This is a genomic window from Streptomyces sp. FXJ1.172, from assembly GCF_001636945.3.
Classification (GTDB): Bacteria; Actinomycetota; Actinomycetes; order Streptomycetales; family Streptomycetaceae; genus Streptomyces.
In genome coordinates this window covers 795,076-821,034 of record NZ_CP119133.2, presented here as the reverse complement: position 1 = coordinate 821,034, position 25,959 = coordinate 795,076, and the positions used below count along the sequence as shown (strand labels likewise).

The window sequence follows — 25,959 nt, the reverse complement described above, 5'->3', positions numbered from 1 at the left end:
ACACTGTCCGCCTCTGTGAACAGAGTGGGGTGCGTCGACACGTTCGTTGTTCGTCAGCTCCAGGGGGCTGCGGCGAGCCAGCTGGTGTCCTGGGCCCACGACGACGTGGCGTCCCAGGCGTTGGGGCCGCCGTTGCTTGCCACGTAGCCGGTGAATCGGTAGTGGCGGATGTACTTGGCCGGATAGTTGAAGGACTGCAGGGAGTAACCGGTGCCGCTGTTGCCCGGCTTGGAGCAGAAGGTGGCATCGGCGGCGAACTGGCTGGAGCCGTCATTGGGCTGCAGGTGAAGCTGGAAGGCGTAGTGCCTGAGGTACTTGCCGGAAGCGTTGGCCGACTCGAAGGAGACGCAGTTGCTGTCGGCCAGGCCGGCGCGGACGATCCAGGTGGCGTTGCCCTTGTCGGTGACGGAGCTGCTCGAGGTCACCGGCGCGATCACGACCTTGTCGTCGCTCGTGTCGTGCTGCAGGTAGTCCCCGGTGCAGCAGGAGGTGGTGGCCTGCAGTGACACCTTCGCGCCCGGGGCGAAGGGGCTGGAGGTGCCGGTGCTGTAGCCGGCCGCGGCGATATTGGCCTGGACGGCGGCGTCGGTGGCCTCGGAGGGGTAGCCCTTGACCATGGCGCCCTCGTAGAAGGTGCCCGCGCTCGCGTTGTGGTTGGTCTGGCAGCAGTCGCCGCCGCTGCCGAGGATGATGGCCCCCTGCTTGTGCATCGGGTTCCATCCGCTGGGCAGTGCGCCGCTGTAGAGCTGGGTCAGGCTCCCGGACTGGGCGTTCGCGCCCTTGAGCGCCATCTGGGTGGTGCCGTTGTTCTTGAGCATCGCGGTGACGAAGCGGCTGGTCTCGGAGACCTGGTTGGGGTTCCACGCCTTGCCGCCGCCGGTGAACAGGCCGTTCTCCAGGTCCGCCTGCACCCACGGCCCTGTTCCGCTGCAGCCGCCGAACCAGCATTCCGTGCCGAAGTTGATCGCATCCATGGCGCCGTTGCCGTCGGCCTTGTGGTCAATCTCCGTGTTGCCGTAGTCGAAGCAGCACCCGTTGTTGGCGTGGGTGCCGCTGGTGACCATGTACTCGCCTTCGGGCGAGCTGCCGGTCGGCACGCCCCCGGCGGAGTTGTACGCGAAGTAGCTGTTGCCGGGGTTGACGTAGAGCGCGTACGCCTTCTGGCCGCCCACGCCGATCGCTTCGGTGGTCGCGGTGGCCGCGGTGTCGACGCCGCCGGTACCGCCGGGGCCCTGGTAGACCAGGGTGTTGCCGCCGCCGGTCTGGTCATAGAGGCGGGTGATGGTGCAGGTGGTGCCCGCGCAGAACGAGTCCTGGGCCGCTGCGTTGGCAACGCCCCCGGCGGACAGCACCCCGATGTTCTGCAACGTGTTGTCCGAAGCCCGCTGCACCTGGTAGAGCGGGCCGTTGTAGGAGGCGAGCAGCGCGCGGGTGGTGCTGTGCGCCGCGACGCACGGCGTGCCGCCCGCCGCATAGATGTCGCAGGGCCCTTGTGCAGCGGCCTGTGAGGCGCCGGTGAAGGCGACAAGGCCGGTGAGGGCGAGCGCCACCGCAGCCAGGCAGACAGCCACCCCCCGGCGCAGTCTTCGGAAGATGAGCAGTTCAGGCACCATGTACTCCCTTGTTCATCGTTACGGGGACAGCGAGCCGCGCCCCCAACCGGGTTCGTCGTGGGGCTGGGGGCGGGTTGAGGGGTGGTGACGGCGGGCGGATGCGTCCGGGCGAGCGGATCCGCCGACGCGTCGGGCCACCCTGTCACTGGATCGTCCAGGCCTGGTTGGACTGGTTCAGCGGCATCCACTGACTGATGGCGGCTCCGTCGGCCGTCGATCCGCCGCCGACCTCCAGGACCTGCCTGCTCTCGAAGTTGCGGATGACGTACCCACCGCTGGTCGGCTCGACCGTTGTACGCCTGGTAGACGACCGTGTGGCCGTTTGTGCCCGAGTCGCTGGTGCCGAAGGTGATCGGGGTGGTGAGGGGGTAGGTGCCTCCGCGCAGGTTCACGACGATGTCGTCGGACATGTTCGCGTTGACGGCCCGGGCCGCGGTCTGGGCGGCCTGGATGGTCTTGAAGGCTGAGACGGTGCTGGTTCCTGAGTTGCTGTCACTGCCGTTGACGGGGTCCACGTAGAAGTTGGTCGTGGCCGCGTAGGCGGGCTGAGCGGGCAGTACGGCCGCGAAGCCCCGTCACGACAGGTGACGTACGCGACCCAGGCCCGGAACACCTCCACCCGGGCCCGGCAGCCCGATCTGTTCATGGGTGGTGGGGGAGAGCTGGGGCCGAGACGAACCATCCCCGGTCCCGGCCGCTCATCCATGGCTCAGGACGACTGCCTGGCCGCCCGCGGGGGCCATCGCGACGTTCAGAGTGGTCGACGAGGTCACGGTCTGTGTGCTCACCGCGACGGGGGTCTGGTAGGGGCTGCTTCCCGGTGTTCCGTCGGCGTAGATCGTCGCGGTGTAGGTGCCGCCGCCGAGGAAGGACAGCGGGATCGAAAGGGTGCGGGCGGTCTCGTTGGTCATCGCCCCCAGGTACCAGGTGGTGCCGCTGCGCCGGGCGACGGCGACGTACTCGCCGATCGAACCGGCGAGGGTCCTGCTCCGGTCCCAGACGGTGGGGATGGCGTCGAACCAGGGCAGCCCGGGCCACTTGGACGGGGTGGAGTACATCGAGGGGGTTCCGTACCAGTACAGGAAGTCCAGGGGCTGGTAGTACACCGCGGCCATCGCCATCTGGTGGGCGTTGGTCGTCCGGTCGCGGGACTGGCCGTAGCAGATGGTGTAGTCCATCGGGCCCCCGATGTTGCGGGTGAAGGGAAGGGTGACGTTGTGGGTGGCGGTCGGGAAGTGCTCGTTGCCCCGCACGCCCTCCAGGCTGATCCAGTTGGGGTAGGTGCGCTCATAGCCGAACGGCCGTACGTCGTCGTGCGTGTCCAGCAGCAGCCTGTGCCTGGCCGCTGTCCTGGCCCAGGCGGTGATCTGGTTCGTCATGGCCTGTGTGCCGTCGTTGATGAAGCCCAGCTTGACCCCGGCGACGCCCCATCTCCGGTACCGGGCGAACAGGCTGTCCGGACTGCTCAGGGCCATGGGGTTGACGTAGAGGAGGACGCCGATCCCCTTGCCGGTGGCGTAGGAGATGACCTTGGGCAGGTCGATGGCGGAGATCGGCTGAGTTGCGTCGGTCGAGGTGTGCTCCGGGCCGTACCACCCCGAGTCGTACTCGATGTACTGCAGGCCGCGGGCGGCGGCGAAGTCGGCGCCCGCCAGCCCGTCCGCGGTGGTCAGATTGCACCGGAAGACCTTGCCCGGCTTGATCCACGACGTGTCGGTGAGGGCGCCGGCCGGGGCCAGGTTGAGCACCAGCTCCGCGTTGTCGATCAGTTCGGCGTGAGTGGACCCGATGACAACCGCGCGCCAGGGGGTGGCGAACGGCGTCGTGACGGTGGAGGTCGTCTGGACTGATCCAGATCCGCGAGCCGTGTGCCGCATGAGGTACGCCGCGAGGGCGTTGGGCTGTCCCGGGACCGAACTGAGCATCATGCGCGGGTAGTTGACGCGGCCCGACTCGCAGACGCATGCGATGAGCTCGCCGTTGTATGTCGCGGTGAGAGGGAGGTCGGTCAGAGGTCCGCTGTCGGTGGAGGAGGTCCCGGTAAGCGGGATGGAGCCGGGCGCCACCGGGTGGTAGTCGTCTTCGTCACGCGCGCTGTAGACGAGTGTGCCGTCCGGGAAGACGAACGTCGTCAGTTCGCCGGCGATGGCGGCGGTTCCCGGGTCCAGCAGGACGTAGCGGAACGCGACGCCGGTCGCGTAGGCGCGGATCTGGACACCGAAGTTGATGGAGGTGCGGTTGTCCCGGAGGTTCCAGCGCATCTCCTGGTAGGTGTCCAGGACGGTCGCGTTGCGGCCGTACACCGGCTGCCATGCGCTGTCGACGTGCCAGTGCTGGTGGTTCGTGAGAACGGCGTCGGTGCCGAGGGTGGTTCCGTCGCTCAGCCGTAGGCCCATGGCCGAGCCGGCGAAGGCTGTCGCGCCGTTGCGACGGGCCGACCACTGGAGCGAGCCACCCGTCAGCGACATGGTGATGCTGGTGGTGCCGTCGAGCGACGTCGCGGTGACCGAGGCGTCGGAGGCCTCGGCCGGATATGTGCCGCCGATGCCCAGAGCGGCCGTTGCGGCGGCGACAGCCGCGCCCTTGAGCACCCTACGGCGAGAGGGTTCCTGGCGCTCCGTCATATTCACAGTCGGCCCACCTCGCTGGGTATGGTTTCCAACAAACTCAACCATCAAGTAACAGATTCTGACTGTCGCAAGGATTTCTACGCCCGCCCCGTTCCACGGGTCAACCCCTCGTGTCCGCCACTCGCATGTCCGAAATCCCGGACAGTCCCGCCTACTTGCGACCCTGATGAGCCCAACTGGGTGCATCGCAAGCCGGTCAAGATTAAACAAATTCGAACGCCATTCTTGACGCCGCGAACATGTCACGACTCTCATTGGTCCCCGTCGGCATCAAGGGATCGTCAACCTCGACAGAGAGGGACGCACATGTTCAAGGGAGTTCCTCGGACGCCTGCCAGCCGATGGCGGCGCAGAGCCGCTGCGTTCCTGACCCTGCTGGGAGCCCTTGCGACGTTTCTGCTTCCGGCGACCGAGGCGCACGCGGCCTCGGTGTCGTTCACCACGGGCGCCGTACGCACCGACCAGAACGGGAACGCGCTCCAACTGCACGGCCTCGGCATCATCAAGGTGGGCGGCACCTGGTACGGCTTCGGGGAGGACAAGACCGGCGAGACATCGTCGGACACGTCGTTCCAGGACATCCCGTGCTACACCTCGACCGACCTGGCCAACTGGACCTACCGGGGCGTCGCCCTGGCCAGGCAGAGCAGCGGCGACCTGGGGCCGAGCCGCGTCGTGGAGCGGCCCAAGGTCATCTACAACGCCTCGACCAGCACCTACGTGATGTACATGCACATCGACAGCACCAACTACTCGGAGGCCAAGGTCGGTGTGGCGACCAGCAGTACTCCGTGCGGTCCCTACACCTACCGGGGAAGCTTCCGGCCGCTGGGCAACCTCAGCCGTGACCTCGGCCTGTTCCAGGACACCGACGGCACCGCCTATCTGCTGAGCGAGGACCGCAACAACGGCCTGCGCATCGACAAGCTGTCCGCCGACTACCTGTCCGTGGACAGCGCTGTGGCGGTGCTCGGCAGCAGCGGCAGCAGCGGCAGCGTCGAGGCGCCCGCCATGGTCAAGGTGGGCGGCACCTACTACGTCTTCGGCTCGCACCTGACGGGCTGGGGCCTCAACGACAACATCTACGCCACCGCCACGTCACTGGGCGGCCCCTGGTCGTCGTTCCGTGACCTGGCCGCGCCCGGCACCCACACCTACGGCAGCCAGACGGCGAACGTCATCACCGTCCAGGGCTCCTCCGGGACCACCTACATCTACGCCGGCGACCGCTGGAACACCTCCGACCTCGGCGCGTCGAAACTGATCTGGCTGCCCCTGACCATCAGGGGAACGACCGTGAACCTCGGCCAGTACCCCACCTGGTCACTCGACACCGCAGCGGGAACCTGGACAGCCGGCAGCGGGATCCCCGCTGAGGGCGTCCACACCCTGAAGAACGTCAGCAGCTCCATGCTGATGGACGTGTCGAGCGGCTCCCCGGCGGACGGTGCCAGGATCATCCAGTGGCCGTCCAACGGCGGCACGAACCAGCAGTGGACGCTCACCCGGGTGGCGGACAACATCTACACGCTGAAGAGCGTGAAGAGCGGGCTGTGCCTGGACGTGCCGAACCAGTCGACCGCCGCCGGCCTGCAACTGGAGCAGTGGACCTGCAACGGCGGGACCAACCAGGAATGGTTCCTCGACCTCGTCGGTAGCTACACCGGCAGCACCTACATGCTCGCCGGCGTGGGCAGCGACCTCGACGTCGGTGTCGCGAGCGCCTCGGCCACCAGCGGGGCGGCCGTGGACCAGGAAGCGGGCACCGGTTCGACGAGCCAGCAGTGGAGTCTTTCCTGACGGGTGCCGCCCCCCACCGCGGGTGGTCACCGAGGTGCTCATCGGGCGTTCCGTGGCCCCGTTGTAGGCAGTGGTCGTGGTCCGCCCGTCGCCGCGGGCGCTCCTGGCGAGTGGTGCGACGTCCCGTCGAGCCGCAGGCAGGTCGGCCCGGAGCGTCTGCTCCGGACCGACCCGCCCATGCGGCGTCAACGTGTGGCGGGGACGGGGGCGCGGGTTGGTTCGGGCATCTTCGCGTCGGGTGCGGGCGTCTGCTTCGGATCGGGCTCGACTGCCACTGAAGAGGGAGCGGAGGCAGGGGCGTAGGGAATGTCGCCGCGCAGGACGGCCTTGGCGCGCTCCTCGTCCAGCTCGCCCTCCCAGCGCGCGACGGCCAGGGTGGCGACGCCGTTGCCGACCAGGCTGGTCAGGGCGCGGGCTTCGGACATGAACCGGTCGACGCCGAAGATCAACGCGAGGGCGGCGGCCGGGACGTGCGGGACGGCGCTGAGTGTGGCGGCCAGGGCGATGAAGCCGGAGCCGGTGACGCCTGCGGCGCCCTTGGACGTGAGCAGCATGACAGCGAGCATGGTCAGCTGCTGGGTGAGGCTGAGGTCGATGCCGAGGGCCTGGGCGAGGAAGACCGAGCCCATGGTGAGGTAGATGGCCGTGCCGTCGAGGTTGAAGGAATACCCGGCGGGCAGCGTGATGCCGACGACCGGTTTCGAGGCCCCCGCGTGCTGGAGCTTGGCCATCATGCGCGGCAGGACGGACTCGGTGGAGGAGGTGCCCAGGACGATCAGCAGTTCCTCCTTGATGTAGCGCAAGAAGGGCAGCAGCCGCAGTCCGTTCAGGCGCATCACGGTCCCGAGGACGACCAGGACGAAGAAGAGGGCGGTCAGCCAGAACGAGCCGACCAGAAGCGACAGGTGGCGCAGGGTACCCAGGCCGTAGTTGCCGATGGTGAAGGCCATCGAGCCGAACGCGCCGATGGGGGCCAGCCGCATGATCCAGCGGATGAGCGTGAACAGGACAGCGGAGACCTTCTCGATGCCCCGGGCGATGCCCAGGCCGGCCTCTCCGCTGGCGTGCAGGCCGAAGCCGAACAGCACGGACACCAGCAGCACCGGCAGGATCTCGTTGCCGGTCAGGGCGCTGACCAAGGTGGCCGGGATGATGGCGAGGAGGAAGGCGGCGAAGCCCCCGTGGGTCGTGGTCGCCTCCGGCGGCAGGCCCTTGGCGGACAGGGTCGAAAGGTCGATGTGCAGACCGCTGCCCGGCTGGACGACGTTGACGACGACCAGGCCGATCACCATGGCCACGGTGGTCAGCACCTCGAAGTAGACCAGGGCCTTCAGGCTCACGCGGCCGACCGCTCGGGCGTTGCCCATGGAGGCGATGCCGTGGACGACCGTGCAGAAGATGATCGGCGCGACGAACATCTTCACCAGCGCGATGAAGCCGTCGCCGAGCGGCTTGAGGTCAGCGCCGACGGACGGCCACAGCCCGCCCACAGCGGCGCCGAGGAGGACGGCGATCAGGCACTGGACATAGAGGTGGGACAGCATCCGGCGGATGCGGCCCGGTGGCGCGGTGACGGTACCCGGGGCGGCGTCGTTGCGGCTCATGCGGGGCGTCCTTCCAGGACGGGAACGAGGAGTTCGGCTCGGGCGATACGCCGGGCGGCGCGGTGCAGCAGCACCGTGGGGGACGCGCTGTCCGGTACGGGGACGGCTTGGGTGGTGACCACGCCGGCGGGGGTGCCCAGGCGCAGCGTGCCGTCGGCGGTCTGCCGGGCGACGCGGTGGGCGAGGGTGCCAGGGGTGGCGGCGGCCGTGGCCAGGGCCACGGCGGAGGTCAGGCCGATCGCCGGGTGCGGCGCGTGCATGGAGACCATGCGCACGGCCAGGTCGTACTCGTCCTGGTCGACGAGGACGCCCTGTGTGGTGCGATAGGGGGCGGGGCGGGCCACGATGCCGACTTTCGGCACCGCGTGGCTGACCGGATCGCCCTCGCGGGCCAGGCCCATGGCCAGCGCTGCCTGGCGGCGCAGCAGCGTCAGCGCGGGCACCGCGGCGGCGAACGCGGTGGGGGATTCCGTGCCGTCGAGGCCGAACGCCTTGGCCTCGAACAAAGCGGCCGGCGCGCCGGCGTCGACCAGGGACGCCTCGACGGGGCCGTCCGGGCCGGTCAGCTCGTCCAGTGCCCGGCCGGTCGGCAGAGCGCGGCCGGTCGTCGAGCCCGCAGGGTCCTGGAACCCGAGCAGGACCGGCACGCCAGGTGCCGAGGTACCCGGCACCATGGCCGTGCCCTCCTCCGGGGCCACGCCCGCGGGGGTGGGGATCGTGCCGGTGAGGCGGGCCCCGGTGTTGATGTTGAGCATGCGGACGGTGGTGGTGTCCGGCGCGATCGGCACGAGAGAGTGGTGGACGGCGTACAGGGCCACGGCGGTGGCGCAGTTGCCGCAGTTGCTGGCCCACTCCACGCGCTCGTCGCCGATTCCGACCTGCGCGAAGGCGTACTCGACATCCACACCGGGTTCGGTCGACGCCTGTACGACGGCGGCCTTGGAGGTGGTGGAGGAGGCGCCGCCCACGCCGTCGATCTGACGGGGGTCGGCGGCGTTGAAGGCGGCGAGCAGCAGGGCGTCGACGTCCACGCCCGTGGCGGCCACGTCGCGGTGGTCGAAGATCCAGCACTTGCTGGTCCCTCCGCGGATCATCTCGCCTTGCAGACGCAGCACAACTGACTCCTCACAGCCATGGAAGGGGAAGCCCACCGACGGTCTCGCCGTGCGTGGTGTCCTCCACGGTGGGTTACGGCAGCGTGAAGTACAATCTCGAAAATCTGCATGGCTATTAAGCTGAAGTGAACGCTGGAGGTGGCGGCATGCTCGACGTCCGGCGCATCCTGCTGTTCACGGAGGTCGCCCGGCGCGGCTCGGTGACGGCGACGGCCCGCGCCCTCAACTACACCCCGTCAGCGGTATCGCAGCAGATCAGCCGCCTGGAAACGGAGGCAGGCCAGCCCCTGCTGGAACGCCACGCCCGGGGCGTCACCCTCACCGACGCCGGACGGGCGCTGGCCGAACGAGGGCAACGGATCGAACGCGAACTGCAGGCCGCGGAAAACGAACTCGCCGACTACGCCGGCCTGCGCGCGGGCACACTGCGCATCGGCACTTTCCCCACCGTCGGCGCCTCGCTCCTCCCGCAGGCCGTGATCGCCTTCCGCGACGCCCACCCCGACGTACGGCTGACCGTCCGCAGCGCCCGCATCGCCGGACTCTGGACCATGCTGGAGAACCGGGAGATCGAGATGTCGCTCATGTGGGACTACGACTGGAACCGGATCGACCGGGAGGACATCGTCGTCACCCCACTCCTCGACGACCCGCCGGCCCTTCTCGTCAGCGACCACCATCCACTCGCCGGCCGCGACGCCGCCTCACTCGCCGACTTCGCACACGACCCCTGGATCACCCGCGCCGACCACCACCCGGTGGCCGAAGCCCTCGTCCGCGGCTGCCGCGCCGTCGGCTTCGAACCCCACATCGCCTACGAGGCCCACGACTACCAGGAAGCCCAGGCCATGGTCGCCGCCGGCATCGGCGTCGCCCTCGCTCCCACCCTGGCCCTGGAGGGCATTCGACCCGGCGTCCATGTACTGCCGCTCCAGCCGCCGGCCCCCGTCCGCCGCATCCTCCTGGTCCGCATGGCCGACCACCCTCTCACCCCCGCCGCCCTGACTTTCGCCGGACTCCTCCGCGACAGCGCCGCAGCCCGAACACCCTGACTCTGACTCTGGCGCTGCAGAGCCCCTTGGGGTGTGCTGGTGTCGCGAACGGCTACCGAGATGGGGGACCGACGACGGCTCGTGGCGGCAGGCGGCCCGGGCGCTGGCCGTCGCCGTCCGGCCGACGGCGATGCCGGCAGGGTGCACGGGCCGATCCGGCGTGACGCCGACGACGCTGTCCTCGGGATGGGTGGTGCGGTCGATGCCGGTGATCGTCACCCGGCCGTCGCCGCCGGCCGAGTACGCCAGGGCGGCACCGGTGCGCACATCGAAGGCCCGCACGATCCTGGCGTCGCCGAGCGGCGGTGTGGTGAACGAGGTTCCGCCGTAGCCGGGCAGCAGGTGCACGAAGAACGTGTCGTCCTTGCAGGTGAAGCCGTACTGGCCGTCGACCGGGTGTCATGGGCCGCCGCGAATCCCGTAGACCGACCGGCCGCAGGACGCCATGAAGGTGCCGATCCGCCGCAGCAGCCCGGCCCGGGCGTCGGACACCGTGCCGTGCCGGTCCGGGCCGACGTTGACCATCGCGGTCATGTTCCGCACCCAGCAGTTGACCAGGATGTCCATGGCGGTGACGTAACCCATCGCAGTGGCACCGGAGTTGTATCCCCAGGTGCCGTCGACGGTGAACACCTTCTCGACGAGGCCGGTGCGGATCGCCCCGCTCGGGACAGAAGGGCCATCGTCGCTGGCGGAGTCGCCCGTCCAGCCCGAGGGTGAGGTGGCGACGATGCCGGGCTGGTGCTTGCGGACCATGCCCATCAACCCGGCAGCGGCAGCGGTGCGTCGGGCGCGGCATACGCGGGTGCCGTCACCGTGATGGGACCGACCGCGGTGGCCACCGTCATGGCCGCCATGGTGGCGAGTACCGATCTGCGTGACGTGGATTCCGGCAACGTAGTCCCTCCTTTTCGGTCGTTCTTCCGGGACATCGGATGAATCAACGGACGTCACCCGGCGCTGGGGCGGGCAACCAGGGCTCAGGGCAGGGCGGCCAGGCTCCCGGGCCCGCGACTGCGGTGGTGTGCGGGAGGCGTATCTCCGTCACCCGTCGTTGCTTTCGGCGGGCGGTCGGGTCGGTCGGCTGACCCGGAACACCACGGTGGAGGGCGTGGTGGTCGGGGTGAGGTCGCCGGGGTCCGGGTGCCGGGTGGTGGTGGCCCGGCTGGTGCAGGGAGAGCGGGTCCGCGCGGACATGTGCGGCGCGCAGGTGCGGGAGGCGGAGGGCCGCGGGGTGTCTGTGGCCGCCGGCTTCGCCGCCGCGCCGGCCAGAGCGGCCGGAACCCCCGCGGCGGTCGACGCCTCGGATGTGCCCAGCATCAGCCTGTGTCCACGCCGGCGCTGTCGCGCGGCCTGCCTCGCTGCCATGGTCTTTGTCGTCATGCCGGTCCGTTCGAGGATGGAGCCGATGGCGCACTGCTCAGTGGCCGCGGGAAGCGAAAGCGTTGCCGTCGAGTTTTCACCAGTCCTGTCTCCGATTCGCGCCGTTGCTCGGCTCTCACCGCCCGTCGCTGTGCCTCCCACGTCGGCAGCTCGGCCGCAGGCCGCCCCGTACCCCCGTTCACCCGCCGTGATCCCGTACGCGAGCAGCACGAGCAGCCGATTCCCACCTACGCCGGCTCGGTGACCGGCGACTCGGAGAGGAAGCGGGCTCGGCGGTCCGGCGCGTACGGGGCGTCCGACCGGGCTCAGTGGTCGAACGTCAGGCGCGGCACCGCGTTGCGGGCCAGTGCGTGGGCCTGGTCGGGCCACCAGGCACCGGCCGGCGGGTCGACGATGCCGTACTCGGGGTCGATCGCGCCGCCGGTGCTGCGCGTGCAGCTGCCGTCGGATTCACCGGGCGTCTTGATCCACAGATAGGCGTCGACGAGCGGGATTCCGGTGTCGGCCGTGGGGCGTGGGCCGAGACCGCGGCCGGGCGCGTTGCACCAGACCTCCGGGTCCCCGCCGTACTTGCCCGGTGGCGGGGTCCAGGCGCCCCGGCCGTTGCGGCTGGTGTCGATCACGAAGTGACGCAGCTCGGCGGCCGGCGGGTTGCCCACGTTCTGGTCGAACCAGGCGTCGGTCCACCGCCAGGTGGTGGGGTCCATGGGGGAGACGGCGTCGCCGGGGGCGCCGTCGTTGGGGGCGGCGGACGAGTAGTACTGGCTGGCGCACCAGTCGGTGTGCCCGCGGGCCTGCTCGGGGCCTTCGGTGGCGTACCAGAGACACTTGGCGATCCAGGTGCCGTATCTGGCGTTGTGGTCGGTGGGGTGGTTGTTGGACACGTTCAGGGCGAATCCGTCGCCGTACTGCACCCCGGCGTCCTGCAGCCGCTGGGCGATGTCACCGACGGACCGCCACTGTACGTTGCCGGCGTCCAGGTAGACCGCGGTGCGCGGTCGGAGTTTCAGGGTCTTGACGGCGTAGGCGAGGTCGGCGATGCGGGCGGCGGTGAGTTCGCCGGTCGGGTCGGTGGTGGGCCCGCAGTCCCTGGGAAGGTTGGCCAGGCCGTCGGGTTCGACGACGATCACCGCCTTGTCGTCGCCGACGCCGGCGGCGAAGGCGTCGATCCACTGGCGGTAGGCGGCGGAGGATGCGGCTCCGCCGCTCGAGTACTGGGAACAGTCCCGGCCGGGTATGTCGTAGGCGACCAGGACGGGGGTCCGTCCGACGGCCCGGGCCCGGTGGACGAGCTTGTGCACCTTGACGCGTACCGCGTCGGGCGTACCCTCGGTGAACCATTCGGCCTGCGGCCAGCTCGCGAGTCTGGCCATGTTCGTGGCGTCCTCGATGTCGCCGTTCCTGAAGTCGACGAGTGCTTGCTTCGCCGCCTTGCTGTGCGGATCCACATAGAACTTCGTGGCCGGGGTGATCACGTCCTGCCTGGACGTGGACGTGGGCGTGGCCTGAGCCTGCGTCGCGGTGAGGGCGGCGCAGACGGTGAGCGCCGCGATGGCGGAGGCCGCGCGGCGCCGTGGGCTGCGTGGTGTCATGACTGCTCCTGGGCGGTGGATGGACGAGGGCAGGTCTGCCCCGGGACGGTCCCTGGGCCGCCTGTGCGGAAGACGACGAGCGGTGGCCCGGCGGGGCTGTGGCGGAGGCTGCCCGTGGCCCGGTGGCGGGGCAGGAGCGCGCCAGGTCGGTCGCGTGGATCCGGGGTCAGTAGCCGTAGATCATCTTGTAGGCGACCTCAGGGAGGAACTGTCCGGCCGAGGAGCCGGTTCCGACGCCGCAGTTGCCGTCGGACTCGCCGGGGGTCTTGATCCACAGGAGCATCTCGGCACCTCCGCCCTGCTGGGTCGGGGTGCCGATGCGGCGGCTCGAGGGGTTGCACCACTGGCCGTTGGAGCCGTTGCCGTTGCGGCTGGTGTCCACGACGAACGGCTTGGTGTAGCCGTAGCGGGTCCGCAACTCGCTGTTGACGGCGTTGCCGTAGGCGATGTTCTCGGCCGTGGTGTAGTAGTTCGAGATGTTGAGCGAGAAGCCGTGGGCCTGGCGGAGGCCGGTTTCGTGGAGGCGCTGGGCCATGGTCGCCGGGCTCGCCCAGCCCGGATTGCCGGCGTCGAGGTAGACCCAAGTGTCGGGCGCCTGGCGGTTGAACTGCGTGAGGGCGCCGGTGATCATGCCTTCGCGTTCGGATATCTGAGCCTGGGTCATGCAGCCGTAGTCCGCGAGGGAGTCCGGTTCGAGGAGGACGACTGCCGGGCGGTCGGCGATACCGCCCGCGAATTGGGCTATCCAGCTCGCGTAGGCGGACGGCGAGGCGGCTCCGCCGGCGGAGTGCCCGCCGCAGTAGTCGCGGTTGTAGATGTTGTACGCGACGAGGAGGGGCAGCTTGTGCTGGGAGGCCGCCGCGCCCGCGTAGGCGCTCGTGGCGGTGCCGATGGTGCCGCTCCAGGAGCCGAACCAGTGGGCCATCGGAGTGTCGGCGATGGAGGCGTTGATCGCGGACGCTCGGCCGTCGCCGGGGTTGGCGGCGACCCACCGTTTCGCGCTGGAATCGGGGTCCACATAGAACCCGCTGGTCATGGTGGTCGGGCCGGCGGCGTGGGCGGACGGTGCGACGGCGAGCACCAGCGGCAGGGCGAAGAACGCGGCCACGGAGGCGCGGAGTCTGCGGCGCATGGCTGTACCTCGGCTTTCCTGGCAGGGATGCGCCGCTCGCTCTCGTCCGGAACGTGCGACGCGCTGAGGAAGTGCGGTGGTATCTATGGGAGCGCTCCCATTTGGAAGCGCTCCCAACTGCTCGGAGGAGTTGGGATGTGGCCGGTATCGTGTGATGAGCTGTTCCTGCTGTCAAGGGAGTGGTGCAATCCTCCCTTCACATGGCGGAAAAGAGGCTCTGAGTCTCATAACTGGCAGCGGCACCAGTCCACTTGCCATTCCGGCCGAGAGGGAGTGGCACACGGTTCATGGCAGGAGATGCGCCACGCCGGCAGTCGACGCTCGACGAGGTGGCGGAACTTGCCGGCGTCTCCCGCTCGGTGGCCTCCCGCGTCCTCAACAACGCCCCGCATGTCAGCCGCGCCAAACGCGAGTCGGTCGAACGGGCCGTCCGGCAGCTCGGTTACGTACGCAATCCGACCGCCCGCGCGCTGGCCACCCGCCGGACGGGAGCGGCCGCCCTGGTCGTCGCGGGGGAGGAGCCGTCCATCTTCGCGGATCCGTTCTTCGCCCAGGTGATCGTGGGGGCGTCGGCCGCTCTGGAGGAGGCCGACCTGCACCTGATGCTGTGCCTGACGGCCTCCGACCGGGGCCGCAAGCGGGTGGAGGGCCTCCTTCGGTCCAAGGGAGCCGACGGCGTCATGCTGATGGCAATGCGCGAGGACGATCCGCTGGCCCGTATGGCCGAGGAGGCGGAGATGCCCGTCGTCTTCGGTGGACGCCCGGTCGGTTCGGCTCCCCGGTGGTACGTCGACGTCGACCACGTCGGCGGAGCGCGCGAGGCCACCGAGCACCTGCTCTCGCTTGGCCGGACTCGTGTGGCGGCGGTCTGCGGGCGTCTGGACACCGAGGTCGGGCGCGCCCGGTACCGCGGATACCGGGACGCCGTGCCGGCGGCCGGCCTGGACCCGTACCCGCCGCGTGAAGGGGACTTCACCGAGCCCGGTGGAGCCGCCGCCATGGCCGCGATGCTGGCCGAACATCCTGAAGCGGACGGAGTGTTCGCCGCCAACGACAACATGGGGGCGGGAGCGCCGCGCGCCTTGCGCGGCCGGGCGGCTGGTCCCCGACGACGTCGTGGTGGTCGGCTTCGGCGACCTGGCCGTAGCCCAGGTCGCCGATCCGCCGCTCACCACCTGCGTGGGGGTGGAGTTGCGGCCGGTGCTGTGGCCGTCGGGGATCGCTGTCGGCTCTTCGATCAGCCGAGGCCCGCGCTACCGCACCGCGGATGTGCTGGCGCGGTCGTCATCCGAGCATCCATGGGTGGTTGGATCCGCCGTTGCAGGACCACAGTTGTACGAGGCTGCCGGTGGCGGTGGCGGCGCCCGTCACGTCCAGGCACAGGCCGGACGGGGCGCTGGTGACGGTGCCATTCGCGTTGAGGTCCCACTCGTCCCCTTCACCCTGGCGCGGGCGGTTGCCTCACAGCCGTCCGGGCATCGTGAAGGCACAGGTGGACGAAGACTGTCCGAGTGCCATGAGCCCGCGGGGAATGACGTCGGGCCGGGGCCGTCCCGTGGTTACGCGTTTCACGTCTTGCGCAGGCTGTGTGCGAACCGGTTCCACGCAAGCGCTTCGACGAAGGAGACTACGACCGGAGGAGTACGGGGTCAATGGCGTGCCGCGAGGCGATGCCGCGTGCCGACGGCGGAGCGGCGCTGCGCCGCTTCGGCCGGTCCTGCCGGAGCCGGTCGCCCGGCATCCGAGTCTGTTGGCCGCGTTCCTGTTCACCGACGGTATGGCAGGTCATCTGGGACCGTTGGCGGGGGTACCCGCGCGCCCCTCCTGCCCGCGCGGCCCACGGACACGCCACCGCCTGCCGGCCACGATACGGAGCGCGCGCGGACGCGTCGGCCTACCCTGACCCGCTGGAATCCAGCCGTCGAATCGATTCCGCGACAAGGTTTGTGAGAGAGGCTCCAACACGCTTGACAGCGCCGCGAGGTCGGGAGCACCGTCTCCCCCCGAAACCTCTCTGCAATCTCGCTGCAAAGACAGCACATTCAAGCGCTTCCGGATTCGCCGACGCCACCAGCACCAAACCTGACCGGGTTGCGTCGGCACGGTGGGGAGATCAGATGGGCACCGTACGTGCAAGACGTCAGCTGCTGTCCGGCCGTGGTGGCGTCCGGCTGTTACTCGCGGCGGTACGACGCCGTGGCAGGCCGGAGGGCGTGCCGGACCAGGCACACGTCCCTGCGCCCGCAGGCTCGCCCCGCTCTCGACGCCCTCGGCGGACCATGGTCGCCCGGGTGGGGGCCGCGGCCGCGCTCGTCGCCGGAACGCTGGTCGGCGCCACAGCCGCGGCTGGCACAGCGCGCGCCGCCACCTCCGGGCCGTGCGACATCTACGCGGCGGGCGGCACGCCCTGTGTGGCGGCACACAGCACGACGCGAGCGCTGTACGCCTCGTACGACGGGCCGCTTTACCAGGTCCGGCGCGGCTCGGACAACACCACCCGGGACATCGGCGTCCTGAGCGCGGGCGGGTATGCCGACGCCGCTGCCCAGGACTCGTTCTGCTCGGGGACGACGTGCCTGATCACGATCGTCTACGACCAGTCCGGCCGCGGCAACAACCTCACGCAGGCGCCCGCGGGCGGCGCCGCGGGCGGGCCCGACAACCTCGCGAACGCGACCGCCGCGCCCACCACGGTGGGCGGCCACAAGGCCTACGGCGTCTTCGTGGCGCCCGGCACCGGTTACCGGAACAACCACACCAACGGCATCGCCACCGGGGACAGCCCCGAGGGCATGTACGCGATCTTCGACGGCACGCACTACAACGGCGGCTGCTGCTTCGACTACGGCAACGCCGAGACGAACAGCAACGACGACGGCAACGGCACCATGGAGGCCATCTACTTCGGCAACATCAGGGTGTGGGGCTACGGTTCCGGCAACGGCCCGTGGATCATGGCCGACCTGGAGAACGGGCTGTTCTCCGGAGTCAACCAGCACTACAACGCGGGCGATCCGACCATCAACCACCGGTACACGACCGCCATCATCAAGGGCGGGGCGAACCACTGGGCGATCCGTGGCGGCAACGCGCAGTCCGGGGGGCTGTCCACCTTCTACGACGGGCCCCGTCCCAACGTCTCGGGCTACAACCCGATGCGCAAGCAGGGGGCCATCATCCTGGGCACCGGCGGCGACAACAGCAAGGGTGCCCAAGGTACCTTCTACGAAGGGGTGATGACCTCCGGCTACCCGTCGGACGCGACCGAGAACGCCGTCCAGGCCAACATCACCGCGGCCGGATACAGCGATTCGTCTTCCGGAGGCGGGACGAGCACCGGCGCGCTGCACGCGGTGGGCGCGGGCAAGTGCCTGGACGTGCCGAATTCGTCCACCGCGGCCGGCACACAGCTGCAGATCTGGGACTGCAGCGGTGGCACCAACCAGGCCTGGACCCGCACCTCGTCCAACCAGCTGACCGTCTACAGCGGCAGCAGCCAAATGTGCCTGGACGCGTACGACAACCAGACGTCCGCCGGCACCAAGGTGGAGACCTGGCCCTGCAACGGCGGCGCCAACCAGCAATGGCAGCTGAACTCCGACGGCTCTGTCACCGGCACCCAGTCCGGACTCTGCCTCGACGTCACCGGTGCCTCCACGGCCAACGGCGCCCTCGCGGAACTGTGGCCGTGCAACGGCGGATCCAACCAGCGATGGAACCTCAACTGACCTGACGGCTCCGGTTTCGTGGCCGGCTCACCGCCGGTCACGAACCGCTCGCCACCAGGCCTCGACACCACGGGACAACACCGGCCGGCACCGGAGGATGAGCATGTCCAGAGCCAGAGCGCTCCGTGGCCTGTGGGCAGCCCCTGCAGCTCTGCTCGCCCTACTGGCCGGCAGTCCCGCCGTGGCCGGGGTCAGCTACGGGGGGCCGGTGGAGCGCCGAGCGGCGGCCGCCGACCTGTACGTGGCGCCCGATGCGGCCCCCGGCGGGAAGGGCACGGCCGAGCAGCCGTACGCCTCTATCGACCAGGCGCAGCAGCCCGCGCACCGGCTCTCGGCCGACTCGAACGTCGTCGTCCATCTCACCGGCGGCACGTACCGGCTGTCCAAGCCACTGACCTTCGGCTCCGGCGACGGCGGCCAGAACGGCCACTCCATCACCTACGAGGCCGCGTCCGGTCAGCAGCCGGTCGTGTCCGGCGCCCAACAGATATCGGGTTGGCAGGTGCATGATCGGAGCAAGGGCATCTGGTCGGTCCACGTCGGCACCGGCGTGAACACGCGCCAGTTGTACGTGAACGGCAAGGAAGCGCCACGGGCGGCGATTCAGGTGCCCCGTTCCGGCTTCACCTTCACCCAGACCGGCCTGAACATCACGGATTCCTCCCTCGACTACCTGGCCGGCCTTTCGGACCAGAACCACATCGAAGTCGAGAGCATCAATTCCTTCACCGACCGCTACGCGCCGGTCCGGTCGATCAGCGGCAGGACCATCACCATGCAGCAGCCCGCGTGGAACAACAACTCCTGGGGCTACGACACCATCAACGCGCCGTTCGCTGGTGGGACGATGTACCTGGAGAACAACTACGCGTTCCTGCAGCAGGCCGGACAGTGGTATCTCGACTCCTCCACCGGCGACCTGTACTACCGGGCCCAGCCGGGGCAGAACCCGAACAGCCTCGACGTCGAACTGCCCCGGCTGCAGAGCCTGCTCGGCATCAGTGGGAGCTACGGCTCACCGGCTGCCGGTCTGGGCTTCACCGGCATCCGCTTCACGGGAACCTCCTGGCTCGGCCCGAGCGGACCCGACGGCTACGCGGACCAGCAGAGCGGCGCGCACATCACCGGTACCTACGCGATGCCCGCCAACTGGCTGAGCACCTGCAAGTCCGGATGCACACAGTTCGAGGCCACCCGTAACCACTGGGCTCAGATGCCCGCAGCCGTCCAGGTCTCCGCCGCCACCGACGTCGCCTTCGCCGGTGATGCGTTCTCCCAACTCGGCCAGGCCGGACTGGGTGTGGGCAACGACGGCGCCGCCACGGCCTCCGGCACGGGGCTCGGCGCGGACGGCATCACCATCACCGGCAACACCTTCAACGACGATGCCGGCAGCGGCATCCAGGTCGGCGGGATCCAGCCGGACGCGCACCACCCCGGCAACCCGCAGATGACCAACCAGAACATCACCGTCAGCAACAACAAGGTCAGCGGGGTGGGTGACGACTACAAGGAAACCCCGGCCATTCTGTCCACCTATGTCACCAACGCGACGATCACCCACAACCAGTGCGACCACCTGCCCTACGACGGGATCGACATCGGCTGGGGCTGGGGCGTCAACGACCCGGGAGGCAGCCAGGACTACGTCAACCGGGGCACGTACACCTATCAGCCCGTCTACAGCACCCCCACGACGCTGAAGAACAACACCGTCGCGCACAACCTGATCTACGACACCAAGAACGCGATGTTCGACGGCGGCAGCATCTACAACCTGTCCGCGAGTCCCGGCTCGGTGATCTCCGACAACTACATGTACGACAACAACCACACCACCGCGCTCTACCTCGACGAGGGCTCCCGGTACCTGACGGTGTCGGACAACGTGGTGCAGGATGCCGGTACCTGGGCGTTCACCAACGCCAACGCGAACAACCGCACCGACGACAGCACCTTCTCGGGCAACTGGTACGACGGCGGCAACACATACGTGGCCACCGGGCCTCCGCACAACAACGTGCTCACCGGCAACGTCCAGGTAAGCGCCACCCATTGGCCGCATGGCGCGAGGCAGGTCATCCAGCAGGCAGGCGTCCAGCCGTCGGGCGGTGACGGCCTCCCGGCCGATCCCCACCAGTTGGTGATCGGCAGCGGCAGCCTGTGCCTGGACGTGCACGGCGACTGCGGCAGCGCGACGCCGCGACCGACCAGTGGACCTGCAACGAGCAGAGCAACCAGCAGTTCCAGTTCGTGCGGGCCGCGGGAGGCCACGGGCAGTTGCGGGCGCGGAACTCCGGGCAGCTGGTTGCCTTGTCGGGCAGCTCCACCGCCGCCGGCACCCCCGAGATCGTGCAGCAGGCTCCGGGCGGAGCGGCCAACAGTCTGCGGCTGCCGCTGCAGCAGTCCGACGGCTCGTACGCCATCCGGAACCAGGGCAGCGGCTTGTGTCTGGACGTCCACGGCGGCGGCCGCGACCCCGGCCGGCAGCTCGACGAGTGGCCCCGCAAGGACGCCGCCGGGACCAACCGGAACTTCGTTCCCCGCTGACTGCAGCAACCGGCAGCTTGTTCAACCCCCCGCTATTTCCCCCACTCGTGAGGAACGCACATGAAGAAGTACTCGGTAGCTCTGGCCGCAGTGCTGACGGCCGCGCTCGGCGTGAGCGCCGCAGTGCCCGCCGCGGCTGCCACCGACACCGGGGCGCCGCCGTCCGCCGTAACGGCTGCCGCGCCCGCCCCCTTGCGGCTGATGCCGTTGGGCGACTCGATCACCTGGGGCGTCGGCAGCCCGTCCGGGGACGGCTACCGAGGCTTCCTGTGGAACCGGCTGGCGGCCGAGGGGCATGCCCTGGACTTCGTGGGGTCGGGCCGTAACGGCACGATGTCCGACCCGGACAACGAAGGTCACTCCGGCTGGCACATCGACCAGATAGCCGGCATCGCGGACTCCGTGCTCGCCCGGTACCGGCCCAACGTGATCACACTGGAGATCGGCACCAATGATCTGAACGGCGGCTCTCAGGCTGAGCCCGCCGCCGAACGGCTCCACGCGCTCATCGACCAGATCACGGCCGACGCCCCTGACGCGACCGTCCTCGTCGGCACCGTGATCGTCTCCACCAACAGCACTGAGGAAGCCACCCGCCCCGCGTTCAACGCCAAGCTGCCCGGCATCGTCCAGGCCGAGCAGGACGCCGGCAGGCATGTGCGCCTGGTGGACATGGGCGCGCTGACCACCGCGGACCTGTCCGACCCATTGCACCCCAACGACAACGGCTACACCAAGATGGCGGACGCCTTCAACGCCGGGGTCCAGGCCGCGGACGCGGCAGGCTGGATCAAGCCGCCGGTCGCCGCGGGCGGGCCTGTGCACTCCGGGGTCGCGGGGAAGTGCCTGGACGTCAACGGCGGCAACAGCGCCAACGGGACCGCCGCGCAGATCTGGTCCTGCAACGGCGCCGACGCGCAGTGGTGGTCCGCGCACTCGGACGGCACCTTGCGGGCGCTCGGGAAGTGCCTCGACGCCACGGGCGGTGGTACCGCCAACGGGACGAAGATCGAGATCTGGGACTGCAACGGCGGCACCAACCAGCAATGGCAGGCGTACAACGGCGGTTACCGCAACCCGGTCTCCGGCCGCTGCCTCGACGACCCCGGTGCGTCCGTGACCGACGGTACGCAACTGATCCTGTGGGACTGCAACGGCAGTGCCAACCAGCGGTGGACCGCTCTGCCGGTCTCCTGAGCCTCGTGAACCGACTCCACAAGTCGCTGTGTCGTGATCGGCGTCTTCCCCCACACGAGGAGATCGATCCATCATGTCCTGGTTCAACGAAGGGCCCCGTCTGGGCAAAGTCCTGGCCTCGGTCACCGGAGTCCCACTTCGGCACCGGCGGACCGCCCGCCGGCTTCCAGACCACGTTGTCGAACTTCGCCTCGCTCGGCGTGGACGTACAGATCACCGAACTGGACATCGCGCAGGCGTCGCCCACGCAGGTCTGGGACTCCAGCGGCGGCGCCAACCAGCACTGGACCCTCAGGTGACGTAGTCGGCGCCCAGCGCGCACCTGCTCCCCGGGCTGCTGAGAAGCACACCGGTCGGGACCTTGGGCACGAACATCCGCGTCCGGCACGGCGGCCGTATCCGGACGCGGGTTTCGGCATGCCGTCCTTGCGGCCTCATCGGAGGCTAGACATGGGATGTATGGGCTTTCAATCGCTAAGTTGCTTCTATTGACAGGGCGTTGTCTCCTGTGGGATCACTATGTGACATGGGATGTCTGAGTGTTCCCTGTGCAGGCTCTCGGCCACGCTGGCGGGAGCGCTCGGCGCCCATCGGAGCCCTTTCCGACAGGCTCGGCACTCTCCGTCCCCTTCCCCCGCATATCCGAGCACACAGAATGCAGCCTCCATCCGCTCCGCCGTCCTGGGCGGCGGCGACGGCTGCAGGACCGGCGGCGGCGCCGACCTGAGCGCCGGCACCTTCTACGAGGGAGTCGTCGTCGGCCACCCCTCCGACGCGACCGACAACGCGGTCCAGGCCGACGGCACTTCCGCTGACTCCCGCTGAGCTTACGTCAGCTTTCCAACTCGCCACAGGAGCCGATGTCTTATGCCCACGACCATCATGACAGCCAGGCGCCTGCGGCCGCTGCCCCAACTGCTGTCCCTGCGCAGAACCCTGGCACTCACGTTCTCGGCCGTGCTGCTCACGGCGGCCACCCCCCTGCTCTCGCTCGGTACGGCGCATCCCGCCGCAGCGCTCGGCAACGGGCTCGCGGCGACCCCGCAGATGGGCTTCAATGACTGGAACGCGTACGGCTGCGACGTCTCCGAGTCGCTGATCAAGTCCACCGCGCAGGCGATGCACACCAATGGCATGCAGGCGGCGGGCTACTCGTACGTCAACATCGACGACTGCTGGATGACCCACAGCCGCGACTCCGGGGGCCACCTGGTGCCGGACCCGGCCAAGTTCCCCGACGGCATCAAGGGCACCGCGGACTACGTGCACGCGCTGGGGCTGAAGCTCGGGATCTACGAGGATGCGGGCACCGAGACCTGCGCGGGATACCCGGGCAGCCTGGGGCACGAGACCACGGACGCGCAGTCGTTCGCGTCGTGGGGTGTGGACTACCTGAAGTACGACAACTGCAACAACACCGGTGCACCGGCGCAGAACCGGTACACCGCAATGCGGGACGCCCTGGCGGCCACCGGCCGGCCGATCCTGTTCAGTCTGTGCAACTGGGGCCAGGAGAACGTGTGGACCTGGGGCGCGGGGGTGGGCAACAGCTGGCGCACCACCGGGGACATCACCCCCACGTACTCCAGCATGCTGTCGATCTTCCACAGCAACGTGGGACTTGCCTCCTACGCGGGCCCCGGCCACTGGAACGACCCGGACATGCTGGAGGTCGGCAACGGCTCGCTGACGGCCACCGAGAGCCGCAGCGAGTTCAGTCTGTGGGCGGAGATGGCCGCGCCGCTGATCGCGGGCACCAACATAGCCTCGGCCAGTGCGGACACCCTGTCCACGCTGACCAACTCCCGCGTGATCGCGGTCGACCAGGACCCCCTCGGCAAGCAGGGGACCATGGTGTCGTCCTCGGGCGGCCTGGACGTGCTGGCCAAGCCGCTGGCGGGCGGGGACGTGTCGGTGGCGCTGTTCAACGAGACGGACTCGACGGCGACCATCACCACCACCGCGGCCACGGTCGGGAAGACCGGGGCGTCCACCTACACCCTGACCGACCTGTGGTCGGGCGCGTCCTCGACCACCTCCGGCACGATCAGCGCCTCGGTACCCGCGCACGGCACGGTGATGTACCGGGTCGCGGGCGGCACCAGCGGCGGTGGCACCGGCGCGACCGGTGAGCTGCACGCGGTGGGTGCGGGCAAGTGCCTGGACGTACCGAACTCCACCACGACCGCAGGTACCCAGGTGGAGATCTGGAGCTGCAATGGCGGCGCGAACCAGACCTGGACGCATACCGCCTCCGACCAGCTCACCGTCTACTCCGGCAGCGGCCAGATGTGCCTGGACGCCTACGACAACCAGTCCGCGCCGGGGACCAAGGTGGAGATCTGGCCGTGCAACGGCCAGACCAACCAGCAGTGGTCGCTCAACTCCAACGGCACGATCACCGGCGTCCAGTCCGGCCTGTGCCTGGACGTCACCGGAGGGGCCTCGGCTGACGGAACCCTCGCCCAGCTGTGGACCTGCAACGGCGGCAGCAACCAGAAGTGGACGTTCAACTGATCCGGTGACGGCCGAGTATCCCACCCTGTCGACGACGTTGAGAGGCTTCGCATGACTTCCTCACCTCTCCCGATCAGCCGGCGCCGGCTGCTGGCGGCGGCCGGCGCGGCCACAGCCTTCGGCATGCTGCGCTTCGCCCCCGAGGCCGCCGCGACCGACGGCCCCGCGAGCTACACCGCGAGCTGGTCCTCCGTGGACCAGCACCCCCCCGCCCCGGCCTGGTTCCAGGACGCCAAGTTCGGCATCTACTACCACTGGGGCGTCTTCAGCGTCCCCGCGTTCGGCAACGAGTGGTATCCGCGCAACATGTACATCAGCGGCTCGGCCGAGAACCAGCACCACATCGCCACCTACGGCGACCCCTCGGTATGGCCGTACAACAACTTCATCGACGGAGCCCGCGACAAGGCCGGCAACCACGTGCAGTTCGCGCCCAAACTCGCCTCCCGGGGCGGCAACTGGGACCCCGACGCCTGGGCGCAGCTGTTCAAGGCCGCGGGCGCGAGGTTCGCCGGCCCGGTCGCCGAGCACCACGACGGCTTCTCCATGTGGAACAGCCGCTCCAACCCGTGGAACTCGGTTCGGCACGGCCCCATGCTCGACCTCGTGGGGCTGCACGCGCAGGCCATCCGCGGGCAGGGACTGAAGTTCATGGCCTCCCTCCACCACGCCTACCACTTCAACGGCTACTACGACCATGTGCCGAACCAGTCGGACCCGACACTGCGCATCCTCTTCGGCCAGCAGGGCTCGGCCGCCGAGAACCAGCTCTGGTACGACAAGCTGGCCGAGGTCGTCGACGGCTACCAACCGGACCTGATCTGGCAGGACTTCGACCTCAACCTGGTGCAGGAATCGGACCGGCTCCAGTTCCTCGCGTACTACTACAACCGGGCCGTCTCCTGGAACAAGGACGTCGTCGCGACCTACAAGGACGGATTCGACAACAAGGGCGAGGTGTTCGACTTCGAGCGCGGCGGCCCGGCAGGACTGCTCACCCCCTACTGGCTGACCGACGACAGCATCTCGTCCTCCAGCTGGTGCTACACGGTGGGCATTGGCTACTACTCCACCCAGGCACTGCTCCACTCACTGATCGACCGGGTCAGCAAGGGCGGCACCATGCTGCTGAACATCGCCCCGATGGCCGACGGCACCATCCCCTCCGGGCAGCGGTCCATACTGCTCGGCATGGGCGACTGGCTCGGCCGCTTCGGAGAGGCGGTCTACGGCACCCGCTCCTGGACGAGTTACGGGGAGGGCCCCACCAAGATGGGGGGAGGCGCGTTCAGCGGACCGGTGGCCGGCAAACCGCAGGACATCCGGTTCACCCGAAGCCAGGACAACAAGGTCCTCTACGTCACCGCGCTGGGATGGCAGGGCGGCACCATGACGGTCACCACGCTGAACTCGAACCAGATCAACCTCAGCAGCCTGGCAGGCGCCCGACTGCTCGACAACGCCGCCGGCACCTACGTCGACCTGCCCGCACCGACCCAGGACGCCTCCGGTCTGCACCTGGCCATGCCGTCGTCGAACCCACCGTTCAGCGCCCTGGCGTACACGGTCAAACTGACCTTCTCCGGTGAGATTCCCGTCCTGGGCGCACCGGGCGGCTCCACGACCTGGGTGAAGATCGCCAACGTGACCAGCGGACTGGTGCTCGACGGCGGAGGCGACGTCGCCTCCGGCTCCAACCTCAAGCAGTGGAACTACGACGGCAGCGCCAACCTGCCATGGCAGCTGATCGACCTCGGCAATGGTTACTACCGCATCATGAACCGCACCAACGGCATGGCCGCCGACAGCTGGGGCGACTCCGCCAACGGCGCCCCCGCCCGGCAGGCGGCCTGGAACGGCGGCAACAACCAGCAGTGGTCGCTGAGCAGCCTCGGGGGCAACCGCTACCAGATCGTCAACCGCGGCACCGGCACCGCCCTCGACGGCAGCGGCAGCACCACGGTGGGCTCGACGACGGTGATGTGGACTCCGAACTCCAGCACCAACAACGAGTGGCTGATCGCTGGCGTGTGACCCCCGGCGACC

18 protein-coding genes and 4 pseudogenes are annotated in these 25,959 nt (G+C 69.2%); 11 read left to right on the top strand and 11 right to left on the bottom strand.

What is annotated here, in order from left to right; translation table 11 throughout:
- Nucleotides 1–53 precede the first annotated feature (53 nt).
- The 3 genes from A6P39_RS04010 to A6P39_RS04005 all read right to left on the bottom strand — a co-directional run bounded on the left by A6P39_RS04010 (nt 54) and on the right by A6P39_RS04005 (nt 4,237).
- The gene (locus A6P39_RS04010; RefSeq protein ID WP_199840650.1) at nt 54–1,613 is read right to left on the bottom strand and encodes an alpha-L-arabinofuranosidase B; all 1,560 of its coding nucleotides are present in this window, start codon (nt 1,611–1,613) and stop codon (nt 54–56) included.
- Nucleotides 1,614–1,755: 142 nt separating this feature from the next.
- On the bottom strand, nt 1,756–1,848 hold the full coding sequence (locus tag A6P39_RS45375; RefSeq protein WP_443053052.1) for a hypothetical protein: 93 nt from the start codon (nt 1,846–1,848) through the stop codon (nt 1,756–1,758).
- Nucleotides 1,849–2,311: 463 nt separating this feature from the next.
- The gene (locus A6P39_RS04005; RefSeq protein WP_067039070.1) at nt 2,312–4,237 is read right to left on the bottom strand and encodes a glycoside hydrolase family 97 protein; all 1,926 of its coding nucleotides are present in this window, start codon (nt 4,235–4,237) and stop codon (nt 2,312–2,314) included.
- Nucleotides 4,238–4,549: 312 nt separating this feature from the next.
- On the opposite strand from A6P39_RS04005, the gene A6P39_RS04000 reads away from it, so the two are divergent.
- Nucleotides 4,550–6,043 carry an RICIN domain-containing protein gene (locus A6P39_RS04000; protein ID WP_067039071.1) on the top strand — a complete coding sequence of 498 codons (1,494 nt, stop codon included), beginning with the start codon at nt 4,550–4,552 and terminating at the stop codon, nt 6,041–6,043.
- Nucleotides 6,044–6,228: 185 nt separating this feature from the next.
- Here the strand turns inward: A6P39_RS04000 and dctA are convergent, their stop codons facing one another.
- Together dctA and A6P39_RS03990 are read right to left on the bottom strand one after the other, a co-directional pair.
- The gene (gene dctA, locus A6P39_RS03995; protein WP_067039072.1) at nt 6,229–7,647 is read right to left on the bottom strand and encodes a C4-dicarboxylate transporter DctA; all 1,419 of its coding nucleotides are present in this window, start codon (nt 7,645–7,647) and stop codon (nt 6,229–6,231) included.
- Nucleotides 7,644–8,762, bottom strand: a complete 1,119-nt coding sequence (locus tag A6P39_RS03990) for a PrpF domain-containing protein (protein ID WP_067039073.1) — start codon at nt 8,760–8,762, stop codon at nt 7,644–7,646. Before A6P39_RS03990 ends, dctA begins: the two co-directional genes overlap by 4 nt.
- Nucleotides 8,763–8,908: 146 nt before the next feature.
- On the opposite strand from A6P39_RS03990, the gene A6P39_RS03985 reads away from it, so the two are divergent.
- The gene (locus tag A6P39_RS03985) at nt 8,909–9,814 is read left to right on the top strand and encodes a LysR family transcriptional regulator (protein WP_067039074.1); all 906 of its coding nucleotides are present in this window, start codon (nt 8,909–8,911) and stop codon (nt 9,812–9,814) included.
- 160 nt (nt 9,815–9,974) lie between these two features.
- Nucleotides 9,975–10,145, top strand: coding sequence for a hypothetical protein (locus A6P39_RS03980; RefSeq protein WP_234378683.1), 171 nt, complete (start codon nt 9,975–9,977; stop codon nt 10,143–10,145).
- 68 nt (nt 10,146–10,213) lie between these two features.
- Here the strand turns inward: A6P39_RS03980 and A6P39_RS03975 are convergent, their stop codons facing one another.
- The 5 genes from A6P39_RS03975 to A6P39_RS03955 all read right to left on the bottom strand — a co-directional run bounded on the left by A6P39_RS03975 (nt 10,214) and on the right by A6P39_RS03955 (nt 13,921).
- Nucleotides 10,214–10,570, bottom strand: a complete 357-nt coding sequence (locus tag A6P39_RS03975; RefSeq protein ID WP_067039075.1) for an alpha-L-fucosidase — start codon at nt 10,568–10,570, stop codon at nt 10,214–10,216.
- A gap of 5 nt (nt 10,571–10,575) precedes the next feature.
- On the bottom strand, nt 10,576–10,710 hold the full coding sequence (locus A6P39_RS03970; RefSeq protein WP_267893277.1) for a hypothetical protein: 135 nt from the start codon (nt 10,708–10,710) through the stop codon (nt 10,576–10,578).
- 148 nt (nt 10,711–10,858) lie between these two features.
- Nucleotides 10,859–11,134: a hypothetical protein gene (locus tag A6P39_RS03965; protein WP_067039076.1), complete on the bottom strand. Its 276-nt coding sequence runs from the start codon at nt 11,132–11,134 to the stop codon at nt 10,859–10,861.
- A 368-nt stretch (nt 11,135–11,502) separates the two neighbouring features.
- Nucleotides 11,503–12,789 carry a glycoside hydrolase family 6 protein gene (locus A6P39_RS03960; RefSeq protein ID WP_067039077.1) on the bottom strand — a complete coding sequence of 429 codons (1,287 nt, stop codon included), beginning with the start codon at nt 12,787–12,789 and terminating at the stop codon, nt 11,503–11,505.
- A gap of 166 nt (nt 12,790–12,955) precedes the next feature.
- Nucleotides 12,956–13,921, bottom strand: coding sequence for a glycoside hydrolase family 6 protein (locus tag A6P39_RS03955; protein WP_067039078.1), 966 nt, complete (start codon nt 13,919–13,921; stop codon nt 12,956–12,958).
- 287 nt (nt 13,922–14,208) lie between these two features.
- Between A6P39_RS03955 and A6P39_RS03950 the strand changes: the two are divergent.
- A pseudogene (locus A6P39_RS03950) lies at nt 14,209–15,097 on the top strand (LacI family DNA-binding transcriptional regulator); the annotation flags it as partial.
- 108 nt (nt 15,098–15,205) lie between these two features.
- On the opposite strand, the pseudogene A6P39_RS03945 reads toward A6P39_RS03950, so the two are convergent.
- Nucleotides 15,206–15,352 (bottom strand): annotated as a pseudogene (locus tag A6P39_RS03945) (RICIN domain-containing protein); the annotation flags it as partial.
- Nucleotides 15,353–16,200: 848 nt separating this feature from the next.
- On the opposite strand from A6P39_RS03945, the gene A6P39_RS03940 reads away from it, so the two are divergent.
- From A6P39_RS03940 to A6P39_RS03910, 7 genes and pseudogenes are all read left to right on the top strand, one after another.
- Nucleotides 16,201–17,649: an arabinofuranosidase catalytic domain-containing protein gene (locus A6P39_RS03940; RefSeq protein ID WP_067039079.1), complete on the top strand. Its 1,449-nt coding sequence runs from the start codon at nt 16,201–16,203 to the stop codon at nt 17,647–17,649.
- 103 nt (nt 17,650–17,752) lie between these two features.
- On the top strand, nt 17,753–20,263 hold the full coding sequence (locus A6P39_RS45370) for a right-handed parallel beta-helix repeat-containing protein (protein ID WP_443052815.1): 2,511 nt from the start codon (nt 17,753–17,755) through the stop codon (nt 20,261–20,263).
- The gene (locus A6P39_RS03930; RefSeq protein ID WP_067039080.1) at nt 20,260–21,396 is read left to right on the top strand and encodes an SGNH/GDSL hydrolase family protein; all 1,137 of its coding nucleotides are present in this window, start codon (nt 20,260–20,262) and stop codon (nt 21,394–21,396) included. Before A6P39_RS45370 ends, A6P39_RS03930 begins: the two co-directional genes overlap by 4 nt.
- Nucleotides 21,397–21,524: 128 nt before the next feature.
- Nucleotides 21,525–21,644, top strand: a pseudogene (locus tag A6P39_RS45365) (endo-1,4-beta-xylanase); the annotation flags it as partial.
- A gap of 385 nt (nt 21,645–22,029) precedes the next feature.
- Nucleotides 22,030–22,221, top strand: a pseudogene (locus tag A6P39_RS03920) (arabinofuranosidase catalytic domain-containing protein); the annotation flags it as partial.
- 42 nt (nt 22,222–22,263) lie between these two features.
- The gene (locus A6P39_RS03915; protein WP_079133076.1) at nt 22,264–23,913 is read left to right on the top strand and encodes a glycoside hydrolase family 27 protein; all 1,650 of its coding nucleotides are present in this window, start codon (nt 22,264–22,266) and stop codon (nt 23,911–23,913) included.
- A gap of 51 nt (nt 23,914–23,964) precedes the next feature.
- Nucleotides 23,965–25,947, top strand: coding sequence for an alpha-L-fucosidase (locus A6P39_RS03910; RefSeq protein ID WP_067039082.1), 1,983 nt, complete (start codon nt 23,965–23,967; stop codon nt 25,945–25,947).
- Nucleotides 25,948–25,959 lie beyond the last annotated feature (12 nt).

Coding starts and splice junctions, on each gene's coding strand:
- A6P39_RS03985 (WP_067039074.1), top strand. CDS start 8,909: ATGCTCGACGTCCGGCGCATCCTGCTGTTCACGGAGGTCGCCCGGCGC.
- A6P39_RS03910 (WP_067039082.1), top strand. CDS start 23,965: ATGACTTCCTCACCTCTCCCGATCAGCCGGCGCCGGCTGCTGGCGGCG.
- A6P39_RS45370 (WP_443052815.1), top strand. CDS start 17,753: ATGTCCAGAGCCAGAGCGCTCCGTGGCCTGTGGGCAGCCCCTGCAGCT.
- dctA (WP_067039072.1), bottom strand. CDS start 7,647: ATGAGCCGCAACGACGCCGCCCCGGGTACCGTCACCGCGCCACCGGGC.
- A6P39_RS03965 (WP_067039076.1), bottom strand. CDS start 11,134: ATGCTGGGCACATCCGAGGCGTCGACCGCCGCGGGGGTTCCGGCCGCT.
- A6P39_RS03930 (WP_067039080.1), top strand. CDS start 20,260: ATGAAGAAGTACTCGGTAGCTCTGGCCGCAGTGCTGACGGCCGCGCTC.
- A6P39_RS03940 (WP_067039079.1), top strand. CDS start 16,201: ATGGTCGCCCGGGTGGGGGCCGCGGCCGCGCTCGTCGCCGGAACGCTG.
- A6P39_RS04000 (WP_067039071.1), top strand. CDS start 4,550: ATGTTCAAGGGAGTTCCTCGGACGCCTGCCAGCCGATGGCGGCGCAGA.
- A6P39_RS03975 (WP_067039075.1), bottom strand. CDS start 10,570: ATGGTCCGCAAGCACCAGCCCGGCATCGTCGCCACCTCACCCTCGGGC.
- A6P39_RS04010 (WP_199840650.1), bottom strand. CDS start 1,613: ATGGTGCCTGAACTGCTCATCTTCCGAAGACTGCGCCGGGGGGTGGCT.
- A6P39_RS03955 (WP_067039078.1), bottom strand. CDS start 13,921: ATGCGCCGCAGACTCCGCGCCTCCGTGGCCGCGTTCTTCGCCCTGCCG.
- A6P39_RS03960 (WP_067039077.1), bottom strand. CDS start 12,789: ATGACACCACGCAGCCCACGGCGCCGCGCGGCCTCCGCCATCGCGGCG.
- A6P39_RS03915 (WP_079133076.1), top strand. CDS start 22,264: ATGCCCACGACCATCATGACAGCCAGGCGCCTGCGGCCGCTGCCCCAA.
- A6P39_RS04005 (WP_067039070.1), bottom strand. CDS start 4,237: ATGACGGAGCGCCAGGAACCCTCTCGCCGTAGGGTGCTCAAGGGCGCG.